General features: G+C 70.9%; 25 protein-coding genes and 1 pseudogene. 14 read left to right on the forward strand and 12 right to left on the reverse strand.

All coding sequences use genetic code 11. The features are described 5' to 3' along the window. Window positions 1-2 precede the first annotated feature (2 nt). The 6 genes from IE244_RS24920 to IE244_RS24945 all read left to right on the forward strand — a co-directional run bounded on the left by IE244_RS24920 (window position 3) and on the right by IE244_RS24945 (window position 3646). Window positions 3-800, forward strand: a complete 798-nt coding sequence (locus tag IE244_RS24920) for a type III pantothenate kinase (protein WP_031165090.1) — start codon at window positions 3-5, stop codon at window positions 798-800. Window positions 801-1002: 202 nt separating this feature from the next. Next, on the forward strand, window positions 1003-1677 hold the full coding sequence (locus tag IE244_RS24925) for a hypothetical protein (RefSeq protein WP_191875830.1): 675 nt from the start codon (window positions 1003-1005) through the stop codon (window positions 1675-1677). 81 nt (window positions 1678-1758) lie between these two features. After that, complete coding sequence (locus IE244_RS24930) at window positions 1759-1938, forward strand: hypothetical protein (RefSeq protein ID WP_031165094.1); 180 nt, start codon at window positions 1759-1761, stop codon at window positions 1936-1938. A gap of 160 nt (window positions 1939-2098) precedes the next feature. Beyond that, window positions 2099-2563: a BlaI/MecI/CopY family transcriptional regulator gene (locus IE244_RS24935; RefSeq protein ID WP_191875779.1), complete on the forward strand. Its 465-nt coding sequence runs from the start codon at window positions 2099-2101 to the stop codon at window positions 2561-2563. Between the two features lie 9 nt (window positions 2564-2572). Continuing rightward, window positions 2573-3106: an amino-acid N-acetyltransferase gene (locus IE244_RS24940; RefSeq protein ID WP_191875780.1), complete on the forward strand. Its 534-nt coding sequence runs from the start codon at window positions 2573-2575 to the stop codon at window positions 3104-3106. A gap of 204 nt (window positions 3107-3310) precedes the next feature. Next, complete coding sequence (locus tag IE244_RS24945) at window positions 3311-3646, forward strand: histone-like nucleoid-structuring protein Lsr2 (protein ID WP_191875781.1); 336 nt, start codon at window positions 3311-3313, stop codon at window positions 3644-3646. Here the strand turns inward: IE244_RS24945 and IE244_RS24950 are convergent. Beyond that, window positions 3625-4293, reverse strand: coding sequence for an SCO3374 family protein (locus IE244_RS24950; RefSeq protein ID WP_191875782.1), 669 nt, complete (start codon window positions 4291-4293; stop codon window positions 3625-3627). The two genes, IE244_RS24945 and IE244_RS24950, sit on opposite strands and share 22 nt — an antisense overlap. A 430-nt stretch (window positions 4294-4723) precedes the next feature. Here IE244_RS24950 and IE244_RS24955 point away from each other — a divergent pair, with 430 nt between their 5' ends. Then, entirely contained in the window at window positions 4724-7249 is a 2526-nt protein-coding gene (locus tag IE244_RS24955) for an ATP-dependent Clp protease ATP-binding subunit (protein ID WP_191875783.1), read from the forward strand. Between the two features lie 90 nt (window positions 7250-7339). On the opposite strand, the gene IE244_RS24960 is transcribed toward IE244_RS24955, so the two are convergent. Next, complete coding sequence (locus tag IE244_RS24960) at window positions 7340-7978, reverse strand: HAD family acid phosphatase (RefSeq protein ID WP_191875784.1); 639 nt, start codon at window positions 7976-7978, stop codon at window positions 7340-7342. 373 nt (window positions 7979-8351) lie between these two features. On the opposite strand from IE244_RS24960, the gene IE244_RS24965 reads away from it, so the two are divergent. Further along, the gene (locus tag IE244_RS24965) at window positions 8352-8903 is read left to right on the forward strand and encodes a M23 family metallopeptidase (RefSeq protein ID WP_191875785.1); all 552 of its coding nucleotides are present in this window, start codon (window positions 8352-8354) and stop codon (window positions 8901-8903) included. Here IE244_RS24965 and IE244_RS24970 read toward each other — a convergent pair. Next, complete coding sequence (locus IE244_RS24970; RefSeq protein WP_191875786.1) at window positions 8893-9504, reverse strand: TetR/AcrR family transcriptional regulator; 612 nt, start codon at window positions 9502-9504, stop codon at window positions 8893-8895. The genes IE244_RS24965 and IE244_RS24970 overlap by 11 nt on opposite strands. 125 nt (window positions 9505-9629) lie before the next feature. On the opposite strand from IE244_RS24970, the gene IE244_RS24975 reads away from it, so the two are divergent. The 3 genes and pseudogenes from IE244_RS24975 to IE244_RS24985 all read left to right on the forward strand — a co-directional run bounded on the left by IE244_RS24975 (window position 9630) and on the right by IE244_RS24985 (window position 12235). Next, window positions 9630-11198 carry an MDR family MFS transporter gene (locus IE244_RS24975; RefSeq protein ID WP_191875787.1) on the forward strand — a complete coding sequence of 523 codons (1569 nt, stop codon included), beginning with the start codon at window positions 9630-9632 and terminating at the stop codon, window positions 11196-11198. A 109-nt stretch (window positions 11199-11307) separates the two neighbouring features. Then, window positions 11308-11751 (forward strand): annotated as a pseudogene (locus tag IE244_RS24980) (helix-turn-helix transcriptional regulator); the annotation flags it as partial. Between the two features lie 40 nt (window positions 11752-11791). Next, the gene (locus IE244_RS24985) at window positions 11792-12235 is read left to right on the forward strand and encodes a VOC family protein (protein ID WP_191875788.1); all 444 of its coding nucleotides are present in this window, start codon (window positions 11792-11794) and stop codon (window positions 12233-12235) included. Window positions 12236-12261: 26 nt separating this feature from the next. On the opposite strand, the gene IE244_RS24990 is transcribed toward IE244_RS24985, so the two are convergent. Continuing rightward, window positions 12262-13014 carry an SDR family oxidoreductase gene (locus IE244_RS24990; RefSeq protein ID WP_229854317.1) on the reverse strand — a complete coding sequence of 251 codons (753 nt, stop codon included), beginning with the start codon at window positions 13012-13014 and terminating at the stop codon, window positions 12262-12264. A 117-nt stretch (window positions 13015-13131) separates the two neighbouring features. Here IE244_RS24990 and IE244_RS24995 point away from each other — a divergent pair, with 117 nt between their 5' ends. Further along, on the forward strand, window positions 13132-13713 hold the full coding sequence (locus IE244_RS24995) for a TetR/AcrR family transcriptional regulator (protein WP_191875789.1): 582 nt from the start codon (window positions 13132-13134) through the stop codon (window positions 13711-13713). Between the two features lie 59 nt (window positions 13714-13772). Here IE244_RS24995 and cseC read toward each other — a convergent pair whose 3' ends face one another. The 5 genes from cseC to IE244_RS25020 form a co-directional block, all read right to left on the reverse strand. Next, window positions 13773-15161, reverse strand: a complete 1389-nt coding sequence (gene cseC, locus IE244_RS25000; protein WP_191875790.1) for a two-component system sensor histidine kinase CseC — start codon at window positions 15159-15161, stop codon at window positions 13773-13775. Window positions 15162-15172: 11 nt separating this feature from the next. Continuing rightward, entirely contained in the window at window positions 15173-15877 is a 705-nt protein-coding gene (cseB, locus tag IE244_RS25005; protein WP_191875791.1) for a two-component system response regulator CseB, read from the reverse strand. A gap of 41 nt (window positions 15878-15918) precedes the next feature. Continuing rightward, window positions 15919-16521: a hypothetical protein gene (locus tag IE244_RS25010; RefSeq protein WP_191875792.1), complete on the reverse strand. Its 603-nt coding sequence runs from the start codon at window positions 16519-16521 to the stop codon at window positions 15919-15921. 41 nt (window positions 16522-16562) lie between these two features. Next, entirely contained in the window at window positions 16563-17102 is a 540-nt protein-coding gene (locus IE244_RS25015) for a SigE family RNA polymerase sigma factor (RefSeq protein WP_031165128.1), read from the reverse strand. 271 nt (window positions 17103-17373) lie between these two features. Further along, window positions 17374-18249: an HhH-GPD family protein gene (locus IE244_RS25020; protein ID WP_191875793.1), complete on the reverse strand. Its 876-nt coding sequence runs from the start codon at window positions 18247-18249 to the stop codon at window positions 17374-17376. Window positions 18250-18429: 180 nt separating this feature from the next. Here IE244_RS25020 and IE244_RS25025 point away from each other — a divergent pair, with 180 nt between their 5' ends. Then, window positions 18430-19239 carry a hypothetical protein gene (locus IE244_RS25025; RefSeq protein ID WP_191875794.1) on the forward strand — a complete coding sequence of 270 codons (810 nt, stop codon included), beginning with the start codon at window positions 18430-18432 and terminating at the stop codon, window positions 19237-19239. An 85-nt stretch (window positions 19240-19324) separates the two neighbouring features. On the opposite strand, the gene IE244_RS25030 is transcribed toward IE244_RS25025, so the two are convergent. From IE244_RS25030 to radA, 3 genes are all read right to left on the reverse strand, one after another. Continuing rightward, window positions 19325-19780, reverse strand: coding sequence for an RICIN domain-containing protein (locus IE244_RS25030; protein ID WP_191875795.1), 456 nt, complete (start codon window positions 19778-19780; stop codon window positions 19325-19327). A gap of 139 nt (window positions 19781-19919) precedes the next feature. Beyond that, window positions 19920-21044 carry a DNA integrity scanning diadenylate cyclase DisA gene (disA, locus tag IE244_RS25035; protein ID WP_191875796.1) on the reverse strand — a complete coding sequence of 375 codons (1125 nt, stop codon included), beginning with the start codon at window positions 21042-21044 and terminating at the stop codon, window positions 19920-19922. A 79-nt stretch (window positions 21045-21123) separates the two neighbouring features. Next, window positions 21124-22533 (reverse strand): DNA repair protein RadA, encoded by a 1410-nt coding sequence (gene radA, locus IE244_RS25040; protein WP_191875797.1) that lies wholly within the window; start codon window positions 22531-22533, stop codon window positions 21124-21126. A 197-nt stretch (window positions 22534-22730) separates the two neighbouring features. Between radA and IE244_RS25045 the strand changes: the two genes are divergently transcribed. Beyond that, window positions 22731-24422, forward strand: a complete 1692-nt coding sequence (locus IE244_RS25045) for a BACON domain-containing protein (protein ID WP_191875798.1) — start codon at window positions 22731-22733, stop codon at window positions 24420-24422. Window positions 24423-24486: the final 64 nt, after the last annotated feature.

Genomic DNA, 24486 nt, shown 5'->3' on the forward strand with positions numbered 1-24486 from the left:
CCATGCTGCTCACGATCGACGTCGGCAACACGCACACCGTCCTCGGCCTGTTCGACGGTGAGGACATCGTCGAGCACTGGCGCATCTCCACCGACGCGCGCCGGACGGCGGACGAGCTGGCGGTGCTGCTGCAGGGCCTGATGGGCATGCACCCGCTGCTCGGCGAGGAGCTGGGCGACGGCATCGACGGCATCGCGATCTGCGCGACCGTCCCGTCGGTGCTGCACGAACTGCGCGAGGTCACCCGGCGCTACTACGGCGACGTACCCGCCGTCCTCGTCGAGCCCGGCGTCAAGACGGGCGTGCCGATCCTCACCGACAACCCCAAGGAGGTCGGCGCGGACCGGATCATCAACGCGGTCGCGGCCGTCGACCTGTACGGCGGCCCGGCGATCGTCGTCGACTTCGGTACGGCGACCACGTTCGACGCGGTCTCCGCGCGCGGGGAGTACGTCGGCGGCGTCATCGCGCCCGGCATCGAGATCTCCGTGGAGGCGCTCGGCGTCAAGGGCGCGCAGCTGCGGAAGATCGAGGTGGCCCGGCCGCGCAGCGTGATCGGCAAGAACACGGTCGAGGCCATGCAGGCCGGCATCGTGTACGGCTTCGCCGGGCAGGTCGACGGGGTCGTGAGCCGCATGGCGCGGGAGCTGGCCGATGATCCCGACGACGTGACGGTGATCGCCACGGGCGGGCTCGCGCCGATGGTGCTGGGGGAGTCCTCGGTGATCGACGAGCACCAGCCGTGGCTGACGCTGATCGGGCTGCGCCTGGTGTACGAGCGGAACGTGTCGCGTCTGTGAGGTGACCGGCGCCCTCGGGGCGCGCCGTGTGAGGTGGCCGGCGCCCTCGCGGAGCGCCGGTTTCCTCGTTTCTCCCGTGCGCGTGGCCCCGGTCGGGGGAAACCAGGAGCGACACGCGTCGAAAAAACATCCAGATCCGTCACTTTTGTCCGATTAGCGGTAGCGTCGCCGCATGCCCACGCCATACGGATCCCGCGGCGGCATGGCGTTCGGCGTGGAGGAGCTGCGTGTGCTCCGCCGCGCCCTCGCCCTCGCCCTTCACCCCGGCCAAGCGTCCGCCGAGGACGTCAAGGACTGTTGCCGGCTCGCAGAGTCGCTCGACGAGGCGATGCGCGAGGGGGCGAGACTGCGCGCCTTCCTGGTGGCCGACCTGGGCCGGTACCGGGCCGCGCTGCCGGGCACCGCCGCCGGCTATCTCACCCTCCTGGAGGAGGCGCTCGGGGCCGGGCACCGGCCGACGCCGGACGATCTCGCCGCACTGCGGGCGCTGCACGGGAGCCCGGCGGCGGCCGTGCTGCTGGACCGTTGCCGGGCACTGGCGGAGCAGGACGTGCGGGCCCGCTTCGCGCAGGGCGCGCGCAAGGTGCCCGCACCCGCCGTACCGCCCTCCCGGACCCGCCTGATGGCCCTGCCGGGCGGTGGGGCGGGGCCCGGGGCCCGGCAGGCCGAGGAGCCGCAGGAGCCCGCGCAGGAGCCCGCGCAGGAGCCCGCCCAGGACCCCGCGTCGAAGCCGGCGCCGAAGCCCGCCCCGACGCCCGCGGAGCGGCCCGCTCCGGAGCCCGCCACGCCGAAGCGGCCCATCCCCACGCCGGGCGAGGTCTTCCCGCGCCGCAAGCCGGCACCCCCGGCCGAGTCCCGCGAACTGGCCGCCGGCTGACCGTCCCGGCCCCCGGCCGGTTCGGGTCCGCGCGCGTACCCCGTGCCTTTCGGGCGTTTGGGGCGTGGATACTCTGGTGCCATGGACTACGTCTCCGCGCTCGTGCCTCCGGTCGTGATGGCCGTGTTCTTCATCGGTGTGGTCAGGGTGATCGTGAAGACCCAGGGCGGGGCCGCCAAGGCCAAGGAGGATGCCGCCGTCGACGCCGCCCTCGCGCGCGCGGAGGGTGCGCGCCAGGCCCCCGCCCGCGGCGACGCCTGAGCGCTCCCGCGGGCCGCCGCTATCCCGCGTATGACTCCGAGTCACACGCCCTTTTTGTTCCTATTCGCGGCTTAGTGTACGTCCGACAGGCCATTGCCGGGATCTCCCACTATTGTTCTGAGCTGTGCCTCGCCCATTGGGAGAACTCGAAGACGCGGTCATGACGCGGGTGTGGAAGTGGAACCGCCCGGTGACCGTTCGAGAAGTCCTGGAAGACCTCCAGCAGGAACGCTCCATCGCGTACACCACCGTGATGACCGTTTTGGACAATCTCCATCAGAAGGGCTGGGTGCGCCGCGAGGCGGAAGGCCGGGCCTATCGATATGAGGCCGTCTCGACGCGCGCCGCGTACGCCGCCGCCCTCATGAACGACGCCTGGTCGCAGAGCGACAACCCGGCCGCCGCTCTCGTCGCCTTCTTCGGGATGATGAGCGAGGAACAGCGCCAGGCCCTCAGGGACGCCGTACGCATCGTCCAGGGCCCGGAAACCCCCCGAACCCCCGAACCCCGGCAACAGGAAGCCGCTCACGGGGGAGCCGCGCAAGGGGAACCCGCGCAACAGGAAGCACCCGAAGCCCGGCAAGAGGAGAACCCCGGCTCGGCCGAGGGCGCGGACGGGCGATAGCGTCCGCTCATGTCAGCAGAGCGTCCCGAAGTCTCCGCAAAAGCCATCACCGTCCGCCGCGCCCGGACCAGCGATGTGCCGGCCGTACGCCGCCTCCTCGACGCCTACGTCCGTGACAGCATCCTGCTCGACAAAGCCACGGTCACCCTTTACGAGGACATCCAGGAGTTCTGGGTCGCGGAACGCGACGACAACGCCGAGGTGGTCGGCTGCGGCGCGCTGCACGTCATGTGGGAGGACCTCGCGGAAGTCCGCACTCTCGCGGTGAAGCCCGGCCTCAAGGGCGCGGGCGTCGGTCATCAGTTGCTGGAGAAGTTGCTGCAGACCGCGCGCTGGCTCGGCGTTCGCCGGGTTTTCTGCCTCACCTTCGAAGTGGACTTCTTCGGGAAGCACGGCTTCGTCGAGATCGGCGAGACGCCGGTCGACACCGATGTCTACGCGGAGCTGTTGCGTTCCTATGACGAGGGCGTCGCGGAGTTCCTGGGTCTCGAACGAGTGAAACCGAACACCTTGGGCAACAGCCGGATGCTTCTGCATCTGTGATCGTCATTGCCCAGGTTCCCTATGTCCGAAACGCGCATGTTTCCGGGCAGGGGCGGTCCGTCGGTCCTCTGCCAGGGGTTTGTGTTTTTCCGGCAAAAGCGGTTTGCTTTCCGACGTACTGCAGTACTGCATATAACAGGGGCGGCGAAACGGCGGGACGCCACACACCCCTGGCCCTCAACGTTATCGATGAAAGGAAATCCGGTGGCACAGAAGGTTCAGGTCCTTCTTGTCGACGACCTCGACGGCGGCGAGGCGGACGAGACCGTGACGTTCGCGCTGGACGGCAAGACGTACGAGATCGATCTCACGACGGCCAATGCGGACAAGCTGCGCGGCCTTCTTGAGCCCTATGTGAAGGGTGGTCGTCGTACCGGAGGCCGTGCTTCGGGCGGGCGTGGAAAGGTGCGCGCCGCCGCGAGCGGCAACCAGGACACCGCGGCGATCCGCGCCTGGGCGAAGGAGAACGGTTACGAGGTCAACGACCGCGGCCGTGTTCCCGCGTCCATTCGCGAGGCCTACGAGAAGGCCAACGGCTGATCCCGCAGGCAGGCGGTCGGCAGCCCGGCGCGCAGGCGCCGCAGCCGGACCCGGTGACAGTGCGCTGCCATCGTGTCCACCAGTCGTACGAGATCGGGGGCGCTCCCCTCGCGCCCCACGGCCGGCATCGTCGGCAGCGAGGCCTCGGCCTCGCCTCCAGGCCCAGGGGGCCGCAGCCACACGGCGGCCCCCTGCGCAGAGCGGACGGCCTTCGGTGCCGTGCGCCCCGCGGGGACGGCCCCCGGTGGGGCCGGTGCCCGGATCGCGCCGCCCACGCCCAGCACCCGCAGATCGAGCGTCACGGCGCTCCATTCCAGCCAGTCCAGCAGCCCCGGCAGCTCCTCCGCGCTGCCCGCGGCCACCAGCACCTGCATCCGGTCGCCCCGAAGCGCCACCGCGGAGCCCGGCGCGAGATGCCGGAGCGCACCCGCGCCCGCCTCGGCCGGCACGTCCAGGACGTCGAACCGCAGCCCCGTCAGCAGCCGCAGCGGCCGTCCGGGCACGGTCGCCCACCCCAGATCGTTCTCGTACCAGTGACGGGCCCGGGCATCCGGGCCGGCCGGGAGATCGCACGCATCCGGTACGCCCGGATCCAAGGGGCGCCGGGGAAGGGGGACCGTTGAGGCCGCAGGGAACGAGCCAACCATGCCCAGCGCAACCGCGGAAGCGACCAGCGAGTTACGCTGGGTTCCCCGACGATCGCGCAGAGTCGCGAAACGGGGGGCGTGTGGGGGTGCGGGGAGGCGCGAGGTTGTTCGCCCATAGCGGAGTGAACGGGTGCGCGCGGCATGGAGTGTCAGTCCCAGCGGGTAAGACATCCCTAGTGGGAGGGGGCGACACGCAGGATGGGCCGTCTCGCGTTCGCCATCGGCGTACTGGCGAGTGGGGTAACTGCCTGGCCTGCGGGAACATCGTCTCGCACCATCGGGTTGGAGCAGATGTCGGCGTTCGGGGTCAGGAGGCCAAGGACGGTGTCGGCAGTTGGAATGAGCGGTCCCCGCTTGCGGGACTAAGCTGCGGAAGGACAGGGAGGGGAAGTTCCCCCCACTGCCTGACCGCTCTGAGGAGCGATTAACGATGTTCGAGAGGTTCACCGACCGCGCGCGGCGGGTTGTCGTCCTGGCTCAGGAAGAAGCCCGGATGCTCAACCACAACTACATCGGCACCGAGCACATCCTCCTGGGTCTCATCCACGAGGGCGAAGGTGTCGCCGCTAAGGCCCTGGAGAGCCTCGGCATTTCGCTTGAGGCGGTCCGCCAGCAGGTGGAGGAGATCATCGGCCAGGGCCAGCAGGCCCCGTCCGGGCACATCCCCTTCACCCCCCGTGCCAAGAAGGTCCTGGAGCTGTCGCTCCGCGAGGCCCTTCAGCTGGGCCACAACTACATCGGCACGGAGCACATCCTGCTCGGCCTGATCCGTGAGGGCGAGGGCGTCGCCGCCCAGGTCCTGGTCAAGCTGGGTGCAGACCTCAACCGGGTGCGGCAGCAGGTCATCCAGCTGCTCTCCGGTTACCAGGGCAAGGAGACCGCCACCGCCGGCGGACCGGCCGAGGGCACCCCCTCGACCTCCCTCGTCCTGGACCAGTTCGGCCGGAACCTCACCCAGGCCGCTCGTGAGTCCAAGCTCGACCCGGTCATCGGGCGCGAGAAGGAGATCGAGCGGGTCATGCAGGTGCTGTCCCGCCGTACCAAGAACAACCCGGTGCTGATCGGTGAGCCCGGCGTCGGCAAGACCGCCGTCGTCGAGGGCCTCGCCCAGGCCATCGTCAAGGGCGAGGTGCCCGAGACGCTCAAGGACAAGCACCTCTACACGCTGGACCTCGGCGCCCTGGTCGCCGGCTCCCGCTACCGCGGTGACTTCGAGGAGCGCCTGAAGAAGGTCCTCAAGGAGATCCGCACCCGCGGCGACATCATCCTGTTCATCGACGAGCTGCACACGCTGGTCGGTGCGGGTGCCGCCGAGGGCGCCATCGACGCGGCGAGCATCCTCAAGCCGATGCTGGCCCGCGGCGAGCTGCAGACCATCGGTGCGACCACCCTGGACGAGTACCGCAAGCACCTGGAGAAGGACGCGGCCCTGGAGCGCCGCTTCCAGCCCATCCAGGTCGCCGAGCCGTCCCTGCCGCACACGATCGAGATCCTCAAGGGTCTGCGCGACCGCTACGAGGCGCACCACCGCGTCTCCATCACGGACGAGGCGCTGGTCCAGGCCGCCACCCTGGCCGACCGGTACATCTCCGACCGCTTCCTGCCGGACAAGGCGATCGACCTGATCGACGAGGCCGGCTCGCGGATGCGCATCCGCCGGATGACCGCTCCGCCGGACCTGCGCGAGTTCGACGAGAAGATCGCCGCCGTCCGCCGGGACAAGGAGTCCGCGATCGACTCGCAGGACTTCGAGAAGGCCGCCTCCCTGCGCGACAAGGAGAAGCAGCTCCTGGCCGCCAAGGCCAAGCGGGAGAAGGAGTGGAAGGCCGGCGACATGGACGTCGTCGCCGAGGTCGACGGCGAGCTGATCGCCGAGGTCCTCGCCACGGCCACCGGCATCCCGGTCTTCAAGCTGACCGAGGAGGAGTCCAGCCGCCTGCTCCGCATGGAGGAGGAGCTGCACAAGCGGGTCATCGGCCAGAACGACGCCGTCAAGGCGCTGTCGAAGGCGATCCGTCGTACGCGCGCGGGCCTGAAGGACCCGAAGCGTCCGGGTGGTTCGTTCATCTTCGCCGGCCCGTCCGGTGTCGGTAAGACCGAACTGTCCAAGGCGCTCGCCGAGTTCCTCTTCGGCGACGAGGACGCCCTGATCTCCCTCGACATGTCGGAGTTCAGCGAGAAGCACACGGTCTCGCGTCTCTTCGGTTCCCCGCCCGGATACGTGGGTTACGAAGAGGGCGGCCAGCTGACCGAGAAGGTCCGCCGCAAGCCGTTCTCCGTCGTCCTCTTCGACGAGGTCGAGAAGGCCCACCCGGACATCTTCAACTCGCTGCTGCAGATCCTGGAGGACGGTCGCCTGACCGACTCCCAGGGCCGGGTCGTGGACTTCAAGAACACGGTCATCATCATGACGACCAACCTCGGCACCCGGGACATCTCCAAGGGCTTCAACCTGGGCTTCGCCGCCGCGGGTGACACGAAGACCAACTACGAGCGCATGAAGAACAAGGTGTCGGACGAGCTCAAGCAGCACTTCCGCCCCGAGTTCCTCAACCGCGTCGACGACGTGGTCGTCTTCCCGCAGCTGACGCAGGAGGACATCCTGCGGATCGTCGACCTGATGATCAGCAAGGTGGACGAGCGCCTGAAGGACCGGGACATGGGCATCGAACTGTCCCAGTCCGCCAAGGAACTGCTGTCCAAGAAGGGCTACGACCCGGTGCTGGGCGCGCGTCCGCTGCGTCGCACGATCCAGCGCGAGGTCGAGGACACGCTGTCGGAGAAGATCCTCTTCGGCGAGCTGCGCCCCGGTCACATCGTGGTCGTGGACACCGAGGGCGAGGGCGAGACCCAGACCTTCACCTTCCGGGGTGAGGAGAAGTCGGCGCTGCCCGACGTCCCGCCGATCGAGCAGGCGGCCGGCGGTGCCGGACCGAACCTGAGCAAGGACGCGTAAGCCTCCTGCGGACCGACCGAACGGAAGGGGCCGGTGCCTTTGGGCACCGGCCCCTTCCGCATGCCCGGGAATCCCCGGTGACGACCGCGGTTACGACAACTGACCGTTGTAGTCCGGCAGCTTGAAGGTCTTCTCGGCGTGGCCGCCGGACAGGTCGGTGGCGCTGTTGCCGATGTTCGCGATGATCGAGTAGCCCTTGTTCTCGATGTCGACGCGCTGGGCGGTCTTGTAGGCGGCGACGTCCTTGAAAAGGTCGAACAGGCCGCGGACGTAGAGGCCGGAGACGTCGTAGCCGTCGTACGCGAGGTTGTACTCGGTGGGCAGGTAGATGATGCCCGGGCGGGCCGTCACGAAGAACAGCGAGACGCCGTGTTCCTGGGCGTACTTGGCGACGCTCAGCACGGGCCTGTTGGCCGGCTGCGGGTAGCTGAAGCCGAAGTCGGTCTCCAGTGTGGTGTTGTCGATGTCGAAGACGATCGCCTGCTTCTCGCCCGGCCGGGCGGCGGCGATGCGCTCCTTCAGGTACGGCAGGGCCTGGTCCATCACCACCTGGCAGTCCTTCTGCCAGGTGGCGTAGTCGACCTTGGCGGCGGAGGCCGTGGTCGCGGGGGCGGTGCCGCCGGCGGTGCTGCTCGCGGTCGCGGCCTCGGCCGGGGCGGCCAGCGCGGCCAGGGCGGCCACGGAGACGGCGGTCGCGGATATGCGGCGCGCCCAGGGGCGTCTGGTCATCGGTGGGGGTCCTCTCACGTTCGTACACGTGCCTGAATGTCAGGGGCATGATCTGAGGTGAGGGTGGCGCGAGAGGAACCGTAGGGTTACTGGACGGTAGGCGCCTAGGGGTGTGCGTCACATTTCTGTGATCGTCGGGTTGGCCGGCCGGTGATAAGCGGCACAGGCGAAATATCCCTTACTAGCCGCGATAGTGGGACTGGTCATCAGCGCGAAAAGGACTTTCGTCCCGGAACCGCGCGGAAGAGAACGGTGTCGCGTCGTAGACAAGGCGTTTTGGGCTGGATGAGGTGATCGGTTACCAAAGAACGGCCACCTCGCCGGACGTCTGTTCGCGGGGTGGCGGTTTTGTCCCCGAGTCCACGAGGTTTCGATGTCCCCGCGCGCCACGTCCCGTTCTTCCCGTACGTCCCCGCTCCGCACCCGCGTGGCCGCCCTGGCTGCCGGTATCGGTGCCGCGGCCGTGCTGGGGACCGGGGTCGCGAGCGCCGCCGCCCCGTCGGCCGCCGCCTGGGTCGACCCGGTGAGGTCGTACACGCTGTCCGCCGGCTTCATGCAGGCCGGCAGCCACTGGGTCGCCAAGCACAGCGGGCAGGACTTCGCCGTGCCCACCGGCACCGAGGTCGTGGCCGCGCACGGCGGCACCGTCGTCAAGGCCGGCCCGGACGGCGCCGGTGACGGCCCCGCGTACGGCAACGCCGTCGTCATCAAGCACGCCAACGGCGCCTTCTCGCAGTACGCGCACCTGTCCCGGATCGACGTCAGGGCCGGTCAGATCGTCAGGACCGGCCAGCACATCGGCCTCTCGGGCTCCACCGGCAACTCCACCGGCCCGCACCTGCACTTCGAGATCCGTACGACCCCGGACTACGGCTCCGCCGTCGACCCGGTCGCGTTCCTGCGCGCCAAGGGCGTCAGTCTCTGACCTGGTCCTTCTCGCAGGCGTGTTCGTGCGCCTGTGTGACCAGGTCCAGGGCGACCTCGAGAACGGCCTCGCGCTTCTTCCCGGGGTCGCCTTCCAGGTCCTGCATCACGAACATCCCCGCGTGCAGCGTGAACATCGCGCTGACGGAGCGCACCTGGTCCACGAGTTCGGCCCGGGGGTCGATCAGGATGTCCCTGAGGCCCCGCATCCGGTCCTTGAAGGCCTCGCCGATGCGCAGTTCCCGTACTGTCGCCTGGTTCTCCTGCATGAAGCGGAACAGCGGCTCCGCGCCGGCCAGCGCCTCGCTGTAGCGCCGTATGATCTCCTGCTTGGTCTGAAGGGTGTGCGGCTGGCTGCGGCCCCACTCGATCAGGTCCTCGATCGGTTTCGTCAGGTCCTCGAAGAGGCTGACGATGATCTCTTCCTTCGTCTTGAAGTGGTAGTACAGGGCCGCCTTCGTGACGTCGAGACGCTCGGCGATCTCGCGCAGGGAGGTCTTCTCGTAGCCCTGCTCCGCGAAGAGTTCGAGCGCCACGTCCTGGATGCGCTGGCGGGTGTTGCCGCGGCGCTGCTGCTTGGTGCCGTCCATGGTGACGCCCATCCTCGTACTCCTCGCGCTTCCGCGGAAACTTACTTGACGCCCGGCTAGTAGCGGGTCTACTTTTCCCAGTGTAGTCAACTAGCCGGGCGGCAAGTAAGTGGCCGCGGTAGGGGGAAGTGGAAGAGATGGCGGACACGGTGGAAAGCGGCACGGAGGGCAAACGGCCCAGGAGCGTACGGGTGGTCCTGCTCGCGCTCATGATCGCGATGATGCTCGCGATGCTCGACAACATGATCGTGGGCACCGCGATGCCGACGATCGTGGGCGAGCTGGGCGGCCTGGAGCACCTGTCCTGGGTGGTCACCGGGTACACCCTGGCCACCGCGGCCTCGACCCCGATCTGGGGCAAGGTCGGCGACATGTACGGGCGCAAGGGCGCCTTCCTCAGCTCGATCGTGATCTTCCTGATCGGCTCGGCGCTCAGCGGCATGGCCCAGAACATGGGCGAGCTGATCGGCTTCCGGGCCGTGCAGGGCCTCGGCGCCGGCGGTCTGATGGTCGGCGTCATGGCGATCATCGGTGACCTGATCCCGCCGCGGGAGCGCGGCAAGTACACCGGCATGATGGCCGGCGTCATGGCGCTGGCGATGATCGGCGGCCCGCTGGTCGGCGGCACCATCACCGACAACTGGGGCTGGCGCTGGTCCTTCTACATCAACCTGCCGCTCGGTGCCGTCGCCCTCGCGCTGGTCAGCGCCGTGCTGCACCTGCCCAAGAAGCGGGCGCAGGCGCGCATCGACTACCTGGGCGTCGCCCTGCTCACCGTCGGCATCACCGCGATCGTGCTGGTCACCACCTGGGGCGGCAGCGAGTACGCCTGGACCTCCGCGCGGATCATGGAGCTGATCGGCATCGGTGTCGCCGCTCTGATCGGGTTCGTGTTCTGGCAGACCAAGGCCGCCGAGCCGGTGGTGCCGCTGCACATGTTCGGGAGCCGCAACTTCACGCTGATGTCCCTCATCGGCTTCATCACCGGCTTCGTGATGTTCGGCGCCACGCTCTACCTGCCGCTGTACCAGCAGTCGGTGCAGGGCGCCTCCGCGACCAACTCCGGTCTGCTGCTCCTGCCGATGCTCGGCGCGATGCTGGTGACCTCGATGGTCGCGGGCCGGGTGACCACCAACAGCGGCCGCTACAAGATCTTCCCGGTCGCCGGCGGCGCGCTGATGATCGTCGGGCTGTACCTGCTGTCGCTGATGGACACCGGTACGACCCGGCTGACCTCCGGCGTCTACATGGCCGTGCTGGGTCTGGGCATGGGCTGCCTGATGCAGGTCACCATGCTGGTGGCGCAGAACAGCGTGGAGATGAAGGACATGGGCGTGGCCTCGTCGTCCTCGACGCTGTTCCGTACGCTCGGCTCCTCCTTCGGTGTGGCCATCATGGGCGCGCTGTTCAACAACCGGGTCCAGCACGTCATGGCCGAGCGGGCCGGTGCGGCGGGCAAGCACATGACCGAGAAGAGCGCCGCGCTGGACGCGAAGCACCTCAAGATGCTGCCGGGCCCGATCCGGGACGCGTACCAGCACGCGGTGTCCGCCGGTACGCACTCGGCGTTCCTGCTGGGCGCGGCGGTCGCGGTGGTCGTGCTGATCGCGGCGCTGTTCGTGAAGGAGGTCCCGCTGAGGGGCGGGAAGCCGTCGGCGGAGAGCGGCGACGACGTGGCTCCCGTGCAGGTCGTCGAAGCGGTCTGAGCCGCAACTGAACCGAAGGCCCCGGGCCGGTGTCCGCCCCCGGGGCCTTCTTCATGCCCGCCCCCGCCGGCCGGCGCGGTTGTCAGTGCCGCGTGCCACCATCGGCCGCATGGACAAGCTGCGCCGTATGCGTCTGGCCAAGGACGCCATGGACCGGGACTGGGCCGACCCCGGTCTCGATCTGGACGCGGTCGCCGCGCGCGCCGGGTACTCGCGGTTCCACTTCCTGCGCGCCTTCAAGGACGCCTACGGCGAGACGCCGGGGCAGTATCTGACCCACCGGCGCATCGAGCGGGCCGAGGAGATGCTGCGCTGCGCCAACCTGACGGTCACCGAGATCTGCACGCTGGTCGGCTTCAGCAGCCTCGGCACGTTCTCCGCCCGCTTCAAGGCCCGCACCGGACTCACCCCGAGCGAGTACCGCACGAAGCACGTCGGCCGTGGCGCCGCTCTCATCCCCGGGTGCTACGCCATGCTCTGGGCCGGTGGCTTCAGGAGCGCAACATCCGAGAAGCGCGCCGCGCCCGGGGCTGCCTACGGTGACGAACGGGAATCCCTCCCCCGCGAAACGCCGCCGACAGGAGCGCAGAACCATGATCAAGGGGCTTGCCATCACCACCGTCTGGGTCCTCGACCAGGACCGGGCCAAGGAGTTCTACACCCAGAAGCTGGGCCTTGAGGTCCGTACGGACATGACCATGGGGGACGGCGGGATGCGCTGGCTCACCGTCGGCGCCCCCGACCAGCCCGACGTGGAGCTGACGCTGATGGTGCCGGGGCCGCCCGCGATGGACCCCGAGTCCGCGGAGATGATGCGCAAGCTCATCGCGAAGGGGGCACTCGGCGCGGGGGTGCTGGCGACCGATGACATCCACGGCGACTACAAGAAGCTCAAGGAACGGGGAGTGGAGTTCCTCCAGGAGCCCCAGGAGCGGCCGTACGGCACGGAGGCGCTCTTCCGGGACGACTCCGGCAACTGGTTCTCGTTCACGCAGCGGCGTGCGGGCGGGCTGGATCTGGAGCGTGACTGGGCCTGATGAGCGCCTCGCGGCCCGGGCCCCGGTCAGCGACCCGTCGCCAGTGTCGCGCCGCCCGTCGCCTCCAGCACCACGCCGGTCATGAAGTCGTTGGCGGCGAGCATGTGGATCGCGCGGGCGATGTCCTCCGGGCGGCCGACGCGGCCCACGGGCGTGATCGCGGCGAAGCCGTCGAAGACGGCCCGGCGCTGCTCGGCCGGCATGCCGTCCCACCAGGGCGTGTCGACGACGCCGGGGGAGACCGCGTTGATCCGCAGCGGCGCCAGTTCCACGGCGAGGGGCGGGACCATCGCCTCCAGGGCGCCGTTGATCGCGGCGAGGCCGGCGGTGCCGGGCAGGGCGGCGCGGGCGGAGGCAGCGGTCACCAGCGTCACCGAGCCGTCGCGGCGCAGGGCCGGCAGGGCGGCCTGAAGCACCTGGACGTGCGGCCAGAACTTGCCGGCGAAGCCGTCCCGCAGCTCGGCCAGGTCCAGCTCGGCGAAGGGGCCGCCGCCCTTGCTGCCGCTGAGCGCGACGACCAGGTGGTCGACGGGCCCCGAGTCCGCGAAGAAGGCGTCGACCGCGGCGCGGTCCGTCCCGTCCAGCCGGTACGTCGTGACCTTGCCGCCGATCCGGTCCGCCGCGGCGTCGAGGCGGGCCTGGTCGCGGCCGGTGACGACCACCTCCGCGCCGTCCGCCGCGAAGAACGCGGCCGCCGCCTCGCCGATGCCGGAGCTGCCGCCCATGACGACGACGCGCCGGCCGGCCAGGGGGTGCGCAGGGCTGTGCGGAGTGCTCATGAGGGGCTCTCTCTCCCAAGGATCACCGGGTTCCGGCCCATTGCCGAGAACGTCGGTCTCGTTAAAGAATTACCGAGACTGGTGGTCTCGTCAAGCGGTTTCGGAGAGGATGGGCCCGTGCACGACAGCAAGGAACCCCGCCCGCACACCGGCCGGCGCCGTAACGAGGCCGCACGCCTCGCGATCCTCGACGCCGCGCTGGAACTGCTCGCCGACGCCGACGGCGCCCCCGTCAGCGTGGAGACGATCGCGCGCGCGGCCGGGGTCGGAAAACAGACCCTCTATCGCTGGTGGCCCTCCAAGGGTGCCGTCCTGCTGGACGCGCTCACCGACCGCGCCGCCCAGGACGTGCCCGCGCCGGACACCGGCAGCCTCCGCGAGGACCTGCGCCAACTGGCCGTCGCCACCTTCGAGGCCGCCCAGCGGCGGCCGTCCGCGCCGGCCCTGCGCACCCTCGTCCGCGAGGCGGCCCGGGACGCGCATCTGGCCGAGCTGCTGCGGGTGTTCACGGAGTCCCGCAGGGCCGCGGTGCGCGTGGTGCTCGAACGGGGGCGGGAGCGCGGGGAACTGGCCGCCGACCGGGACGTCGACCTCCTGGTCGACCAGTTCTACGGGTTCTTCTGGTACCGGTTCCTGCTGGGGCACGCGCCGTTGGACCGGTCCGCGGCCGACCGGCTGACCGAGTCGTTGCTGCGGTAGCACGCCGCCCCCGGCCGACGCCGGTTGCGAAGGCGTCGCGCCGCCCCGGCCGATCCCGGTTACGAGGGCGCCGCCCCCGGCCGATGCCGGGAGCTGGCCGCTCCGCCCGACGTCGGCAGCATCGGATAGCTGCCGGTGTTCGTCGGCGCGTGCTCCGGCAGCCACAGCACGGCCACCGCGCCCTCGGCCGGGAGGCCGGCGGGCGCACCGGCGGGACGTACGTTGCGGAACGTCAGCCGGGCACCGAGCACCCGGGCCTGGCCCGCCGCGATGGTCAGGCCCAGCCCGTGGCCCGTACCGGCACGGTCCTTGCTGCCGGTACGGAAGCGGCTGGGGCCCTCGGCGAGCAGTTCCTCGGGGAAGCCGGGACCGTGGTCGCGGACGCGGATGACCCGGCCCTCGACGGTCACCTCGATGGGCGGCCTGCCGTGCCGGGCGGCGTTGGCGAGCAGGTTGAACAGCACCCGCTCCAGCCGCCGCGGATCCGTGGTGACCTCCGACTCGTGCACCACCCGTACGGCGACGTTCGGGTCCTTGACCGCCACGCGGCGGGCGACGAACTCGCCGAGCATGATGTCCTGCAGCTCGGCCCGCTCCGAGGCACCGTCGAGCCGGGCCACCTCCAGCACGTCCTCGACGAGCGTGCGCATCGCCTTCGCCCGGTCCAGGACCAGCTCCGTCGGCCGGCCCGGCGGCAGCAGTTCGGCGGCCGTCAGCAGACCCGTCACCGGGGTGCGCAGCTCGTGCGCGATGTCGGCGGTGACCCGCCGCTCGGCCTCCAGCCGCTGCCGCAGCGCGTCCGCCATCGCGTCCACGGCGCGCGCCAGATCGTCGGTCTCGTCCCGTACGACCCCGCCGATGGCCTCCCGCACCCGGACGTCGGTCTCGCCCTTGGCGACCTGGTTCGCCGCGGCGGCCGCCTTGCGCAGCCGTCCGGACAGCTGTCCGCCGATCAGCACGCCGAGCGCGCTGCCGCCGAACACGACCGCGACGGAGCCGATGACCAGCGCCTGGTCGAGGTCCTTCATCACATCGGTGGAACGGTCCGGCATATGGCTGTGCAGGGACAGCACATGCCCGTCCTTGGCGGGCACGGCCGCCCAGATGTCCGGCACTCCGCCCTGGTCGATGACGTCGCTGGCCTTGCGGCCGTCCGCGACCTTCTCGCGTAGCGCGGCCGGCAGCTCGGGGTCGTCGATCTTGATGTTCGGGAAGTTCGGCCGCCGGTTCTGGTCGTAGTTGTGCTGCGCGAACTGGAGGCGCTGGTTGGCCAGGTCGCGTGCGTTGTCGAGCATCGAGACCCGCGCCGCGTTGTGCACCACCAGGCTCAGCGCGATCGCCACCAGCCCGGCCACCAGCGCGATCGCCGCGCTGAGCTTCCATCTCAGTCCGGTGTGCAGGCCCGCGCGCTCCACGCGCCGGGCCGGGTACCGAAGTAGCCCCCGCATCGCCGCCCCGCTCAGGCCTTCAGCTTGTAGCCGAAGCCGCGGACGGTCTCGATCCGGTCCTGACCGATCTTCTGGCGCAGCCGCTGCACATGCACGTCGACGACCCGGGTGTCCCCGCCCCAGCCGTAGTCCCAGACCCGCTCCAGCAGCTTGTCGCGGGAGAGCACGGTGCCCGGCGCGGAGGAGAACTCCAGCAGCAGCCGCATCTCGGTCGGGGTGAGAGCGACCGGCTGCCCGGCCCGGCGCACCTCCATGCCCTCGGTGTCGATGTCCAGGTCCCCGAAGGTGAGCACCCCGCCGGTCACCGTGTCCGCGCCGGACTCGGCCTGGTTGCCGCCGCCCGCGTGCCCGAAGCGGCGCAGCACCGCCCGGATCCGCGCGACCAGCACGGCACCGTCGAACGGCTTGGTCACATAGTCGTCGGCGCCCGCTTCCAGGCCGAGGACGACGTCGATGGAGTCGGCGCGCGCCGACAGCATGATCACCGGCACGGTCGACTCGTCCCGGATACGACGGCACAGGCTGACGCCGTCCAGACCGGGCACCATGACGTCCAGCAGGGCGATGTCGGGGCGGTTCGCCCGGAACGCCTCCAGGCCCGACAGACCGTCGGGCATGGCGGTGACCGCGAAGCCGTCCCGCTCCAGGGCGAGCTGGGTGGCCTCGCGGATCACATCGTCGTCCTCGACGAACAAGACGTGGGTCTGGTCTGCCATCCCGGTGCTCTCAGTCCTCGTGGTGTGTGCGTGTGGGGGGTTCAGTTGTCCTGCGTCGCCGCCGCGTCGCCGCCGGTTCTGCTGTAGTAGGTCTCGTGCCGGGTCCGCTCGCTGAACCGGCCCGCCCTCCAGTCGTACGTGATCACGGTCTCCCGGGACGGGTTGGCCGCCGTGTCGTCCGTGTCGTACACCTGCTTGGTCACGGTCAGCTCGGTGCCGTCGATCTCCGAGAAGACCGGCGAGTCCTCCGCCTTGAACACATTCTTGTACGTCCCCCCGACGTCCCGGTACACGTACGAGCCGATGCCCACCGAGTCACCGCAGGCCCACACGTTCACCAGGACGTCGTTGACGGACCCGCCGGTCAGGTCGCCGTAGCTGGCCTCGACCGGGTAGCCGTCGCCGCTGCACGGCTTCAGCTCCTGCTTCACCGCCGTGGAGACCGCCGGGTCCTTCTTGAGCAGGGAGACCGCGTCCACCAGCCGGTAGCGGCTGGTCGGGCTCGGGCTGGGGCTGGCAGGAGCGACGGCTCCCGTGGCCGCCGACGCGTGTGCCGGGCCCTCGTCCCGGGTGCCGGTGCCCCCCGTGCCGCACGCGGCGACGAAAAGGGCGAGGGCGGCGAGCGCGGCCCCCGCCGCGATCACCGCCTGCGTGCTTCCTCGGGTCCCGACGGACCCTGCCCCGGTCAGGCCGCGCAACGCTCCCGCTCCTCACGCTCCAGCGCGCGTGCGTCCAGATCGCGGGCCTCCAGCTCCTCGCGGAGCCGGGCGAGCGCCCGGTGCAGCGTGCTCTTGACCGTACCGGCCGACATGCCGAGGGCGGCGGCCGTCTCCTCTGTGGACATCTGCTCCCAGTGTCGCAGCACCACGACACTGCGCTGCTTCGGAGCGAGCACCTTCATGACGTCCATCAGCAGGGCCCGGTCGGCGTGCTGCTCGGTGGCGTCGTCCACGGACGCGTCGGGCAGCTGCTCGGTCGGGACTTCCTCCAGCTTGCGGGCCCGCCACCACTCCGTGCGCGTGTTGATCATGACGCGGCGCAGATAGGCGTCGGCGAGCCGCTTGTCCGCGATGCCCTCCCAGCGGCCGTACGTGCGCACCAGCGCCGTCTGCAGCAGGTCCTGGGCGTCGACGGGGTCCGGAACCAGCCGGCGAGCACTGCGCAGCAGCGCGTCCTGCCGGGTGCGGACGTACTCCTCGAACTCGAGCACCTCGCCCTGCGCCATGATCAACCGCCTCCGTTCCCCGTTCACTCCGGCCCGTGCCTGAAGTCCCGCGTCCTTGTGCCCGGTGGTCTGCCGGGCATGGAAAGAAAGCTACGGAGTGGTTGTCACGGCGTTGTCCGAACCAGCCTGCGGCTAGCAATCGGCTATCCGTCGGTTGTGTAACGGAGGGGGGAACGGGGTAAGCGGGCCGACTGTTATGTCCCTTTATGTGGGCCTTTGTCGAGCAAATGGCTCCGTAACAGAGCCCCCGGAACTGTGACTTGGCTGTCCGTCAGCCCAGCGGCAGCCGATACAGACCGCCCGGCAGCGGCTCCACCAGACCGTCCGCGACGAGCCCGTCGAGCGCGCGGGCGCGCTGCACCGGCTCGTGCCACACCCGGTCCAGCACCGCCTGCGGCACCGGCGCGTACGCCTCCCGCAGCACCGCCAGCAGCTTGCCGCGCACCTGCCGGTCCGTGCCGGCGTACGTCTGCCCCCGCCGGGGCGGACCCGTGTGCTCCGGTTTGCCGGCCAGCCGCCAGGCGCACTGGGTGGCGATCGGACACCGCCCGCACCCCTCGTTCTTCGCCGTGCACACCAGCGCGCCCAGCTCCATGGAGGCGGCGGCCCAGCGCGCGGCCGTGTCCTCGCTCTCGGGCAGCAGCTCACGGGCGAGCCGGCGCTCGGCGGCCGTCGTCGCGTTCGGCGGGTACTGCACCCCCGTCACCGCGCGCGCGAAGACCCGGCGCACGTTCGTGTCCAGCACCGCATGCCGCTGCCCGTACGCGAACGAGGCCACCGCGGCGGCCGTGTACTCGCCGATGCCGGGCAGTGCCAGCAGCTGCGCGTGATCCGTCGGTACGTCTCCGCCGTGCCGTTCCGTTATGGCGACGGCGGCGCCGTGCAGCCGCAGGGCCCGGCGCGGATAGCCGAGCCGGCCCCAGGCGCGCACCGCCTCGCCCGGGGCCTCCTTGGCCAGGTCGGCGGGGCGCGGCCAGCGGGCCAGCCACTCCTCGTAGACGGGCAGCACCCGGTTGACCGGGGTCTGCTGGAGCATGAACTCGCTGACCATCACACCCCACGGGCCCGCCTCCGGGCGGCGCCAGGGGAGGTCGCGGGCGTGGGCGTCGAACCAGGCGATCACGGGGGCGTGGAGCTTCTCAGTCATGGCCTTCCGATCCTGCCACGGCTCGCCCCGCATGACAGGTGACGGCGCGGTCACTCAGCGTCATGACCGCTGAAAGATCCTCGGGCCGACGGAAGTTGCCGGGATGATGATCGGGAAAAGTTGGCGCTCGCGCGGCGGGTGGCGCAAGCAAGCCCGGGGATCTCTCGTACAGTTTGCGCCGTGGGATCTCTGCGCAATCCGATCGGGCCGCTTCCCTCCTCCATCTACTGGCGAAGGAGGGTCGTACTGCTGTCGGTGATCGCGGTGTTGGCGTTGCTGATCGCGTGGATCGTCACCACCGGCGGCGGCAGCGGCAAGAAGAGCGCCGGCGGATCCAACGGCAAGAATCCCGCACCCACCATCACCCCGGGACCCTCCTCGTCCGGGCCCGCGATCAGCCAACACCCGGGCGGGCGTGACGAGTCGGGCGGCGGATCCGGCGGGAGTGATTCCGGTTCCGGCGGCGGCAGCGGTGCGGACGGCGGCTCCGCCGGTTCCACCGGTTCCTCCGGTTCCGGTGGTGGCTCCGGCTCGGCCTCCGGCGGCAACGTCGGTACGGGTGATGCGCTCACCGCGTCCTCCCCCCTGCCCAACTGCACGCCCGGCGCGGTGGCGTTGGGCCTGCGGAGCCTGCACAACTCCTACTCGCCCGACCAGACGCCGGCCTTCGAACTCACCGCGAAGAACGGCTCGTCCGCCGACTGCAAGATCGATCTCGGGCCGAAGGGCGCGGTGTTGACGATCACGCCGGCGGACGGGAACGACGCGTTCTGGTCGTCGGCCGACTGTCCCAAGGGGCCGGGGAGCCTGGTGTTCCGGGTGCCGGCGGGGCAGAGCATCACCTACACCGTGAAGTGGGACCGCACGCCGAGTGCGCCGCGGTGTGCGACGCCTGCTGCCAAGTCGGCCAAGCCCGGGACGTATCTGCTGGAGGCGAAGGCACCGGGGTTCGGGAAGGTGCAGGCGTCCTTCGTCCTGTCGGCCGACTGAGCCGGGCCCCTGCGGGCTCTCCAGGACGGTCGGCCGAGGGGACGCCCCCGGCCTCGACGAGGCCGGGGGCGTCCCGGGCTGTGGTTCAGCTCCAGCGCTGGACCGGGTAGCCCTCGTCGGATGCGGTGCGGATCTCCCCGGTGGTGAGCTCCTCCAGGACGCGCCCGGTGGCCTTGTCCTTCAGCCGCCAGCCGGAGGAGTCGTGGCTCTCGATCCACTTCTGGTAGTTGCCGCCGTTGCAGGCGCCGACGTACACGTCACCGCTGCTGTTGCTGTCGAGGCACTTCCCGGTCATGTGGTGCTTCATGACGAAGGAGCCGTCGGACTGCTTGTACTCGTCCCACTTCAGGGACGCGCTCTGGGTGGGGTCGGCGTTGATCGTGCGGACCCGGTTGTTGACGTACGCCAGGTACTTGCCGCTGTAGTTGTTCCTCCACGTCACGGAGTGGCCGGCGGCGAACGCCTGCCCCGTGCCCGCAAGGGTCAGCACCGGGGCGAGGACCGTCGCCGCGGCGAACGTGCCGATGAGGCGCTTCTTCATATGAGTTCCCCCTACATGGTTCGAATTCAAAATCGAACACTTTGGTCGAGGGAACGCTACCCCGGCGTGATCGCCGCGGGCAAGGATATTTGGATCAACTGGGAGAAGGCGCAGGCGAGTTGGGGTGCCCGGCCCGGACTCAGACGTACCGCTCCAGAATGGAGGACTCGGCCAGTCGCGACAGGCCTTCCCGCACGCTTCTCGCCCGGGCCTCGCCCACGCCGTCCACGGTCTGCAGGTCGTCCACGCTCGCGGCGAGCAGCTTCTGCAGCCCCCCGAAGTGCTCCACCAGCCGGTCGATGATCGCGCCCGGAAGGCGCGGAACCTTCGCCAGCAGCCGGAAGCCCCGCGGGGACACCGCCGAGTCGAGCGTCTCGGGCGACCCGGTGTAACCCAGCGCACGCGCCACCGTGCCCAGTTCGAGCAGCTCCGCGTGGCTCAGCGCGTCCAGCTCGGACAGCGCCTCGTCGACCGTGCGGGACCGCTTCGCCGTCGGCTCGGGCACATAGTCCCGGACGACCAGCTCACGGTCGGGCTCGACCCCGGCGATCAACTCCTCCAGCTGAAGTGCGAGAAGGCGCCCGTCCGTGCCCAGTTCGACCACGTACTCGGCGATTTCGGTGGCGATGCGCCGGACCATCTCCAGCCGCTGTGCGACGGCGGACACGTCCCGCACCGTCACCAGGTCCTCGATCTCCAGCGCCGACAGCGTGCCCGCCACCTCGTCCAGGCGCAGCTTGTAGCGCTCCAGCGTGGCCAGCGCCTGGTTCGCACGGGACAGGATCGCCGCCGAGTCCTCCAGGACGCGCCGCTGACCGTCGACGTAGAGGGCGATCAGGCGCATCGACTGGGAGACGGAGACCACGGGGAAGCCGACCTGCTTGCTCACCCGGTCCGCCGTACGGTGCCGGGTGCCCGTCTCCTCCGTGGGAATGGTGGGATCCGGGACCAGCTGCACGCCGGCCCGGAGGATCTTCGACAGGTCCGACGACAGCACGATGCCGCCGTCCAGCTTGCACAGCTCCCGCAGCCGGGTGGCGGTGAACTCCACGTCCAGCACGAACCCGCCCGTGCACATCGCCTCGACCGTCTTGTCGGAGCCGAGGACGATCAGCCCGCCGGTGTTGCCGCGCAGCACCCGCTCAAGGCCGTCACGCAGGGCCGTACCGGGAGCCACGGCGCTCAGCGAGGCGCGCATCAGGCCATCGGAACCGGCACTCCCACCGGACTTTCCGGGAGCTGCTGCCCGGTCGTTGGCTGCCACTGCACTCCTCCGGTCGCAGGTTCTGACGCGCTCCACAGCCGCACTCTGTTCGTACGGACGGGCGAGACCAGGGCAAAGTCTACCGGCGCTCCTCCGCCTCCCGTGGGGCCTCTCGGCGACGGGAGCGCGGCAGCACCCGCAGCGCGTCCCCCATGTCGGCGACTTCCAGGACCTTCATGCCGGGCGGGACCTTGCCCGGATCGGTCGGCACGAGTGCGTGCGTGAAGCCCAGCCGGTGCGCCTCGGCGAGCCTGCGCTGCACGCCTGTGACCCGTCTCACCTCGCCCGCGAGGCCGACCTCGCCGATGGCCACCAGGTTCTTCGGCAGCGGGGTGTCGCTGGCGGCCGAGGCGAGCGCGAGCGCGATCGCCAGGTCGGCGGCCGGCTCCGACAGCTTCACACCGCCCACCGTCGCGGAGTAGATGTCCCGCTTGCCGAGCGCGCTGATCCGGCCGCGCTGCTCCAGCACGGCCAGCATCATCGAGACGCGCGAGGTCTCCAGGCCCGAGGTGGTCCGGCGCGGGGAGGGGATCTGCGAGTCCACGGTCAGCGCCTGCACCTCGGCCACCAGCGGGCGGCGGCCCTCCAGCGTGACGGTCAGGCAGGTGCCGGGGACCGGTTCGTCGCGCCGGGTGAGGAAGAGGCCGCTGGGGTCGGCGAGGCCGGTGATGCCCTCGTCGTGCAGCTCGAAGCAGCCGACCTCGTCCGTGGCGCCGTAGCGGTTCTTCACGCCGCGGACCAGGCGCAGGCGCGCGTGCCGGTCGCCCTCGAAGTGCAGGACCACGTCCACCAGGTGCTCCAGGAGACGGGGGCCGGCGATCGCGCCGTCCTTGGTGACGTGGCCCACCAGGAGCGTGGACATGCCTCGCTCCTTCGACGCGCGGATCAGCGCGCCCGCCACCTCCCTCACCTGGGCCATGCCGCCGGGTGCGCCCTCGATCTCGGGGGAGGCGACCGTCTGCACCGAGTCGAGGATCAGCAGGGACGGCTTGACCTCGTCCAAGTGGCCGAGGACGGCGGACAGGTCCGTCTCGGCGGCCAGATACAGCTCGTCGTGGAGGGCGCGGATGCGGTCGGCGCGCAGCCGCACCTGGCTCGCCGACTCCTCACCGGTGACATAGAGGGTGCGGTGCTCGGCGCTCGCGGACTTGGCGGCGACGTCCAGCAGCAGCGTGGACTTGCCGACGCCGGGCTCGCCCGCGAGCAGCACCACCGCGCCGGGCACCAGGCCGCCGCCGAGCACCCGGTCCAGCTCGGGCACGCCGGTCGAGCGGGCGGTGGCCTGCCGGCCGTCGACCTGGCCGATGGGCACCGCGGAGGTGGTGACGCGGCCCGGTGCCGTCGTACGGACCGCGGGCGTGCCGTGCTCCTCGACCGTGCCCCACGCCTGGCACTCGGGGCAGCGGCCGAGCCACTTGGCCGTCTGCCAGCCGCACTCGGTGCAGCGGTAGGACGGGCGGTCCTTGGTGGTCTTGGTACGGGCAGCCATGCGGAAACCGTAGCCCGCGGCACTGACAACGCGTCCCCGGACCACCTGGGGGTGAACCGGTATCGGCCGCCACCCGTCGGGATCGCGCCATGGAACAAAGGGTTCCTGTCCCCTTATGAGGGATCGTTTCACCCGTGCGGGTTAAAACTGCTCAAGGTTCGAGAACGGGCACTCCGCGGCCGCCTACGGTCGCACGGGTGACGAGCAGCAGCCCACAGACCACCACCCGCAGCACCGGAGCGCACCGCGTGCACCGCGAGGGGCGTGATCGTGCCGCCGCGCGCACCCTCGCCCAGCGGCCGCCGGGGCGCTACGAGCCGTACCTGGACGGACTGTTCACCTACTGTCTGTCGGTGCTGTGCGACCACGACGCGGCCACCGCCGCCCTGGGCGACGTCCTGGCCCTGGCCGAGCGGCGCGGCCAGCGGGCCCCGCAGGCGGCCGCCGACCGCAGGGCCTGGCTGTACGCGCTGGCCCGCTGGGCGTGCCTGCGCAAGCTGGCCGAGGCCAAGCAGAAACGTCAGGCCACCCACGCGGCCGGCCGCCCCGGAGCCGCGCACCAGGCCCCCGAGCCGCCCGTCGCCCCCGAGGTCCGGGAGCAGCGGCGCCGCGAACTGGCCCTGCTGGCCTGGCCGGAGGCGGCCGGCACCACCCCGGAGCAGCGCGAGGCCCTCGAACTCGCCGTCCGCCACCACCTGACCGCGCACGAGGTCGCCGCCGTCCTCGGCCGGGAACCCGCCGTCGCGCGCGAACTGCTCGCCACGGCCGCCTGCGAGGTCGAGCGCACCCGCGCGGCCCTCGCCGTCGTCGAGACCGGCGGCTGTCCGAGTGTGGCCCACCTCACCGGGGACAGCGGCCTGGTCCTGAGTACGGCCCTGCGCCGGGAGCTGGTCCGGCACGTCGACGACTGTCCGCGCTGCCGCGGCACCGCCGAGCGTGCCGTCCCCGGCCGCTGGCCCGGTGACACGGTCACCCCGGCCGAGCTGCCCGTCCTGGAGGCCCCGCGCGCAGCCCTCCACATGGCTCTCGCCCACCCCTCACGCGCGCGTGGCGTGGCCGTGCCCCGCTTCGACCGGCAGGGCTTCCCGATGGACCCCAAGGACCACGCGGCCCGCCGCGACCGGCTACGCGCGCGTGCGGTGACCACGACGGTCGTCGCCACGGTGGTCGCCGCCCCGGTCCTGGCCCTGTGGGCCGCCTACCGGGGCGCCCCGACGGCGGAGGCGGAGGGCGGCCCTTCGGCCACCGCGCGCGAGGCGCAGGGCCCCGACGCCCTCGGCAGCGACACGGCCGGCGGCTACGAGAACGCCGGGAACGCGAGTGTGAAGTCCGGCACGGGTATCGGCGAGGACGGCGAGGCGGACGTCTCCGTGGAGGTCGTCAGCGACCACGGGGCGGCCGGCACGGACTCCGGGCAGCTCGACGTCAGCGCCGACGGCGACGGCGACACCACACTGATCACCCTCAGCGCCTCGGGCTCCGGGCCGGTCCGCTGGTCCGCGTCCACCTCGGTGGGCTGGCTCTACCTCAGCCGGTCCTCGGGAACCCTGCGGCCCGGCGAGACGCTGACGGTCAGGGTCTACGTCGACCATCTGCGCGAGCCCGCCGGGCACTGGCACGCACAGGTGGCGGTCGCCCCGGCCGGCGCGGTGGTCTCCATCGACGGCTACGGCACGGCGCCCACCCACCGCGCCACACCCCCGCCCTCCTCCGCCGAGCCCACCCCGCCCCCGCACAGCACACCGGCCGACCCTCCGCCGACCCAGTCCCCACCGTCACCGCCGGCTTCCCCGCCCCCCACCGACCCCCCGTCACCGCCGGCTTCCCCCACCCCGACGCCGACGCCGACACAGCCCGACAGCGAGACGCCGCCCCCGTCCGGGAGCTAGGGGTGGGGGGTGCGTGGGCGGGCTGGATCGGGGGCCTGGGACGGGCGGGCGGCTGCGCGGGCGG

The sequence above is a fragment of the Streptomyces filipinensis genome, from assembly GCF_014649495.1.
GTDB classification, from domain to species: Bacteria; Actinomycetota; Actinomycetes; order Streptomycetales; family Streptomycetaceae; genus Streptomyces; species Streptomyces filipinensis.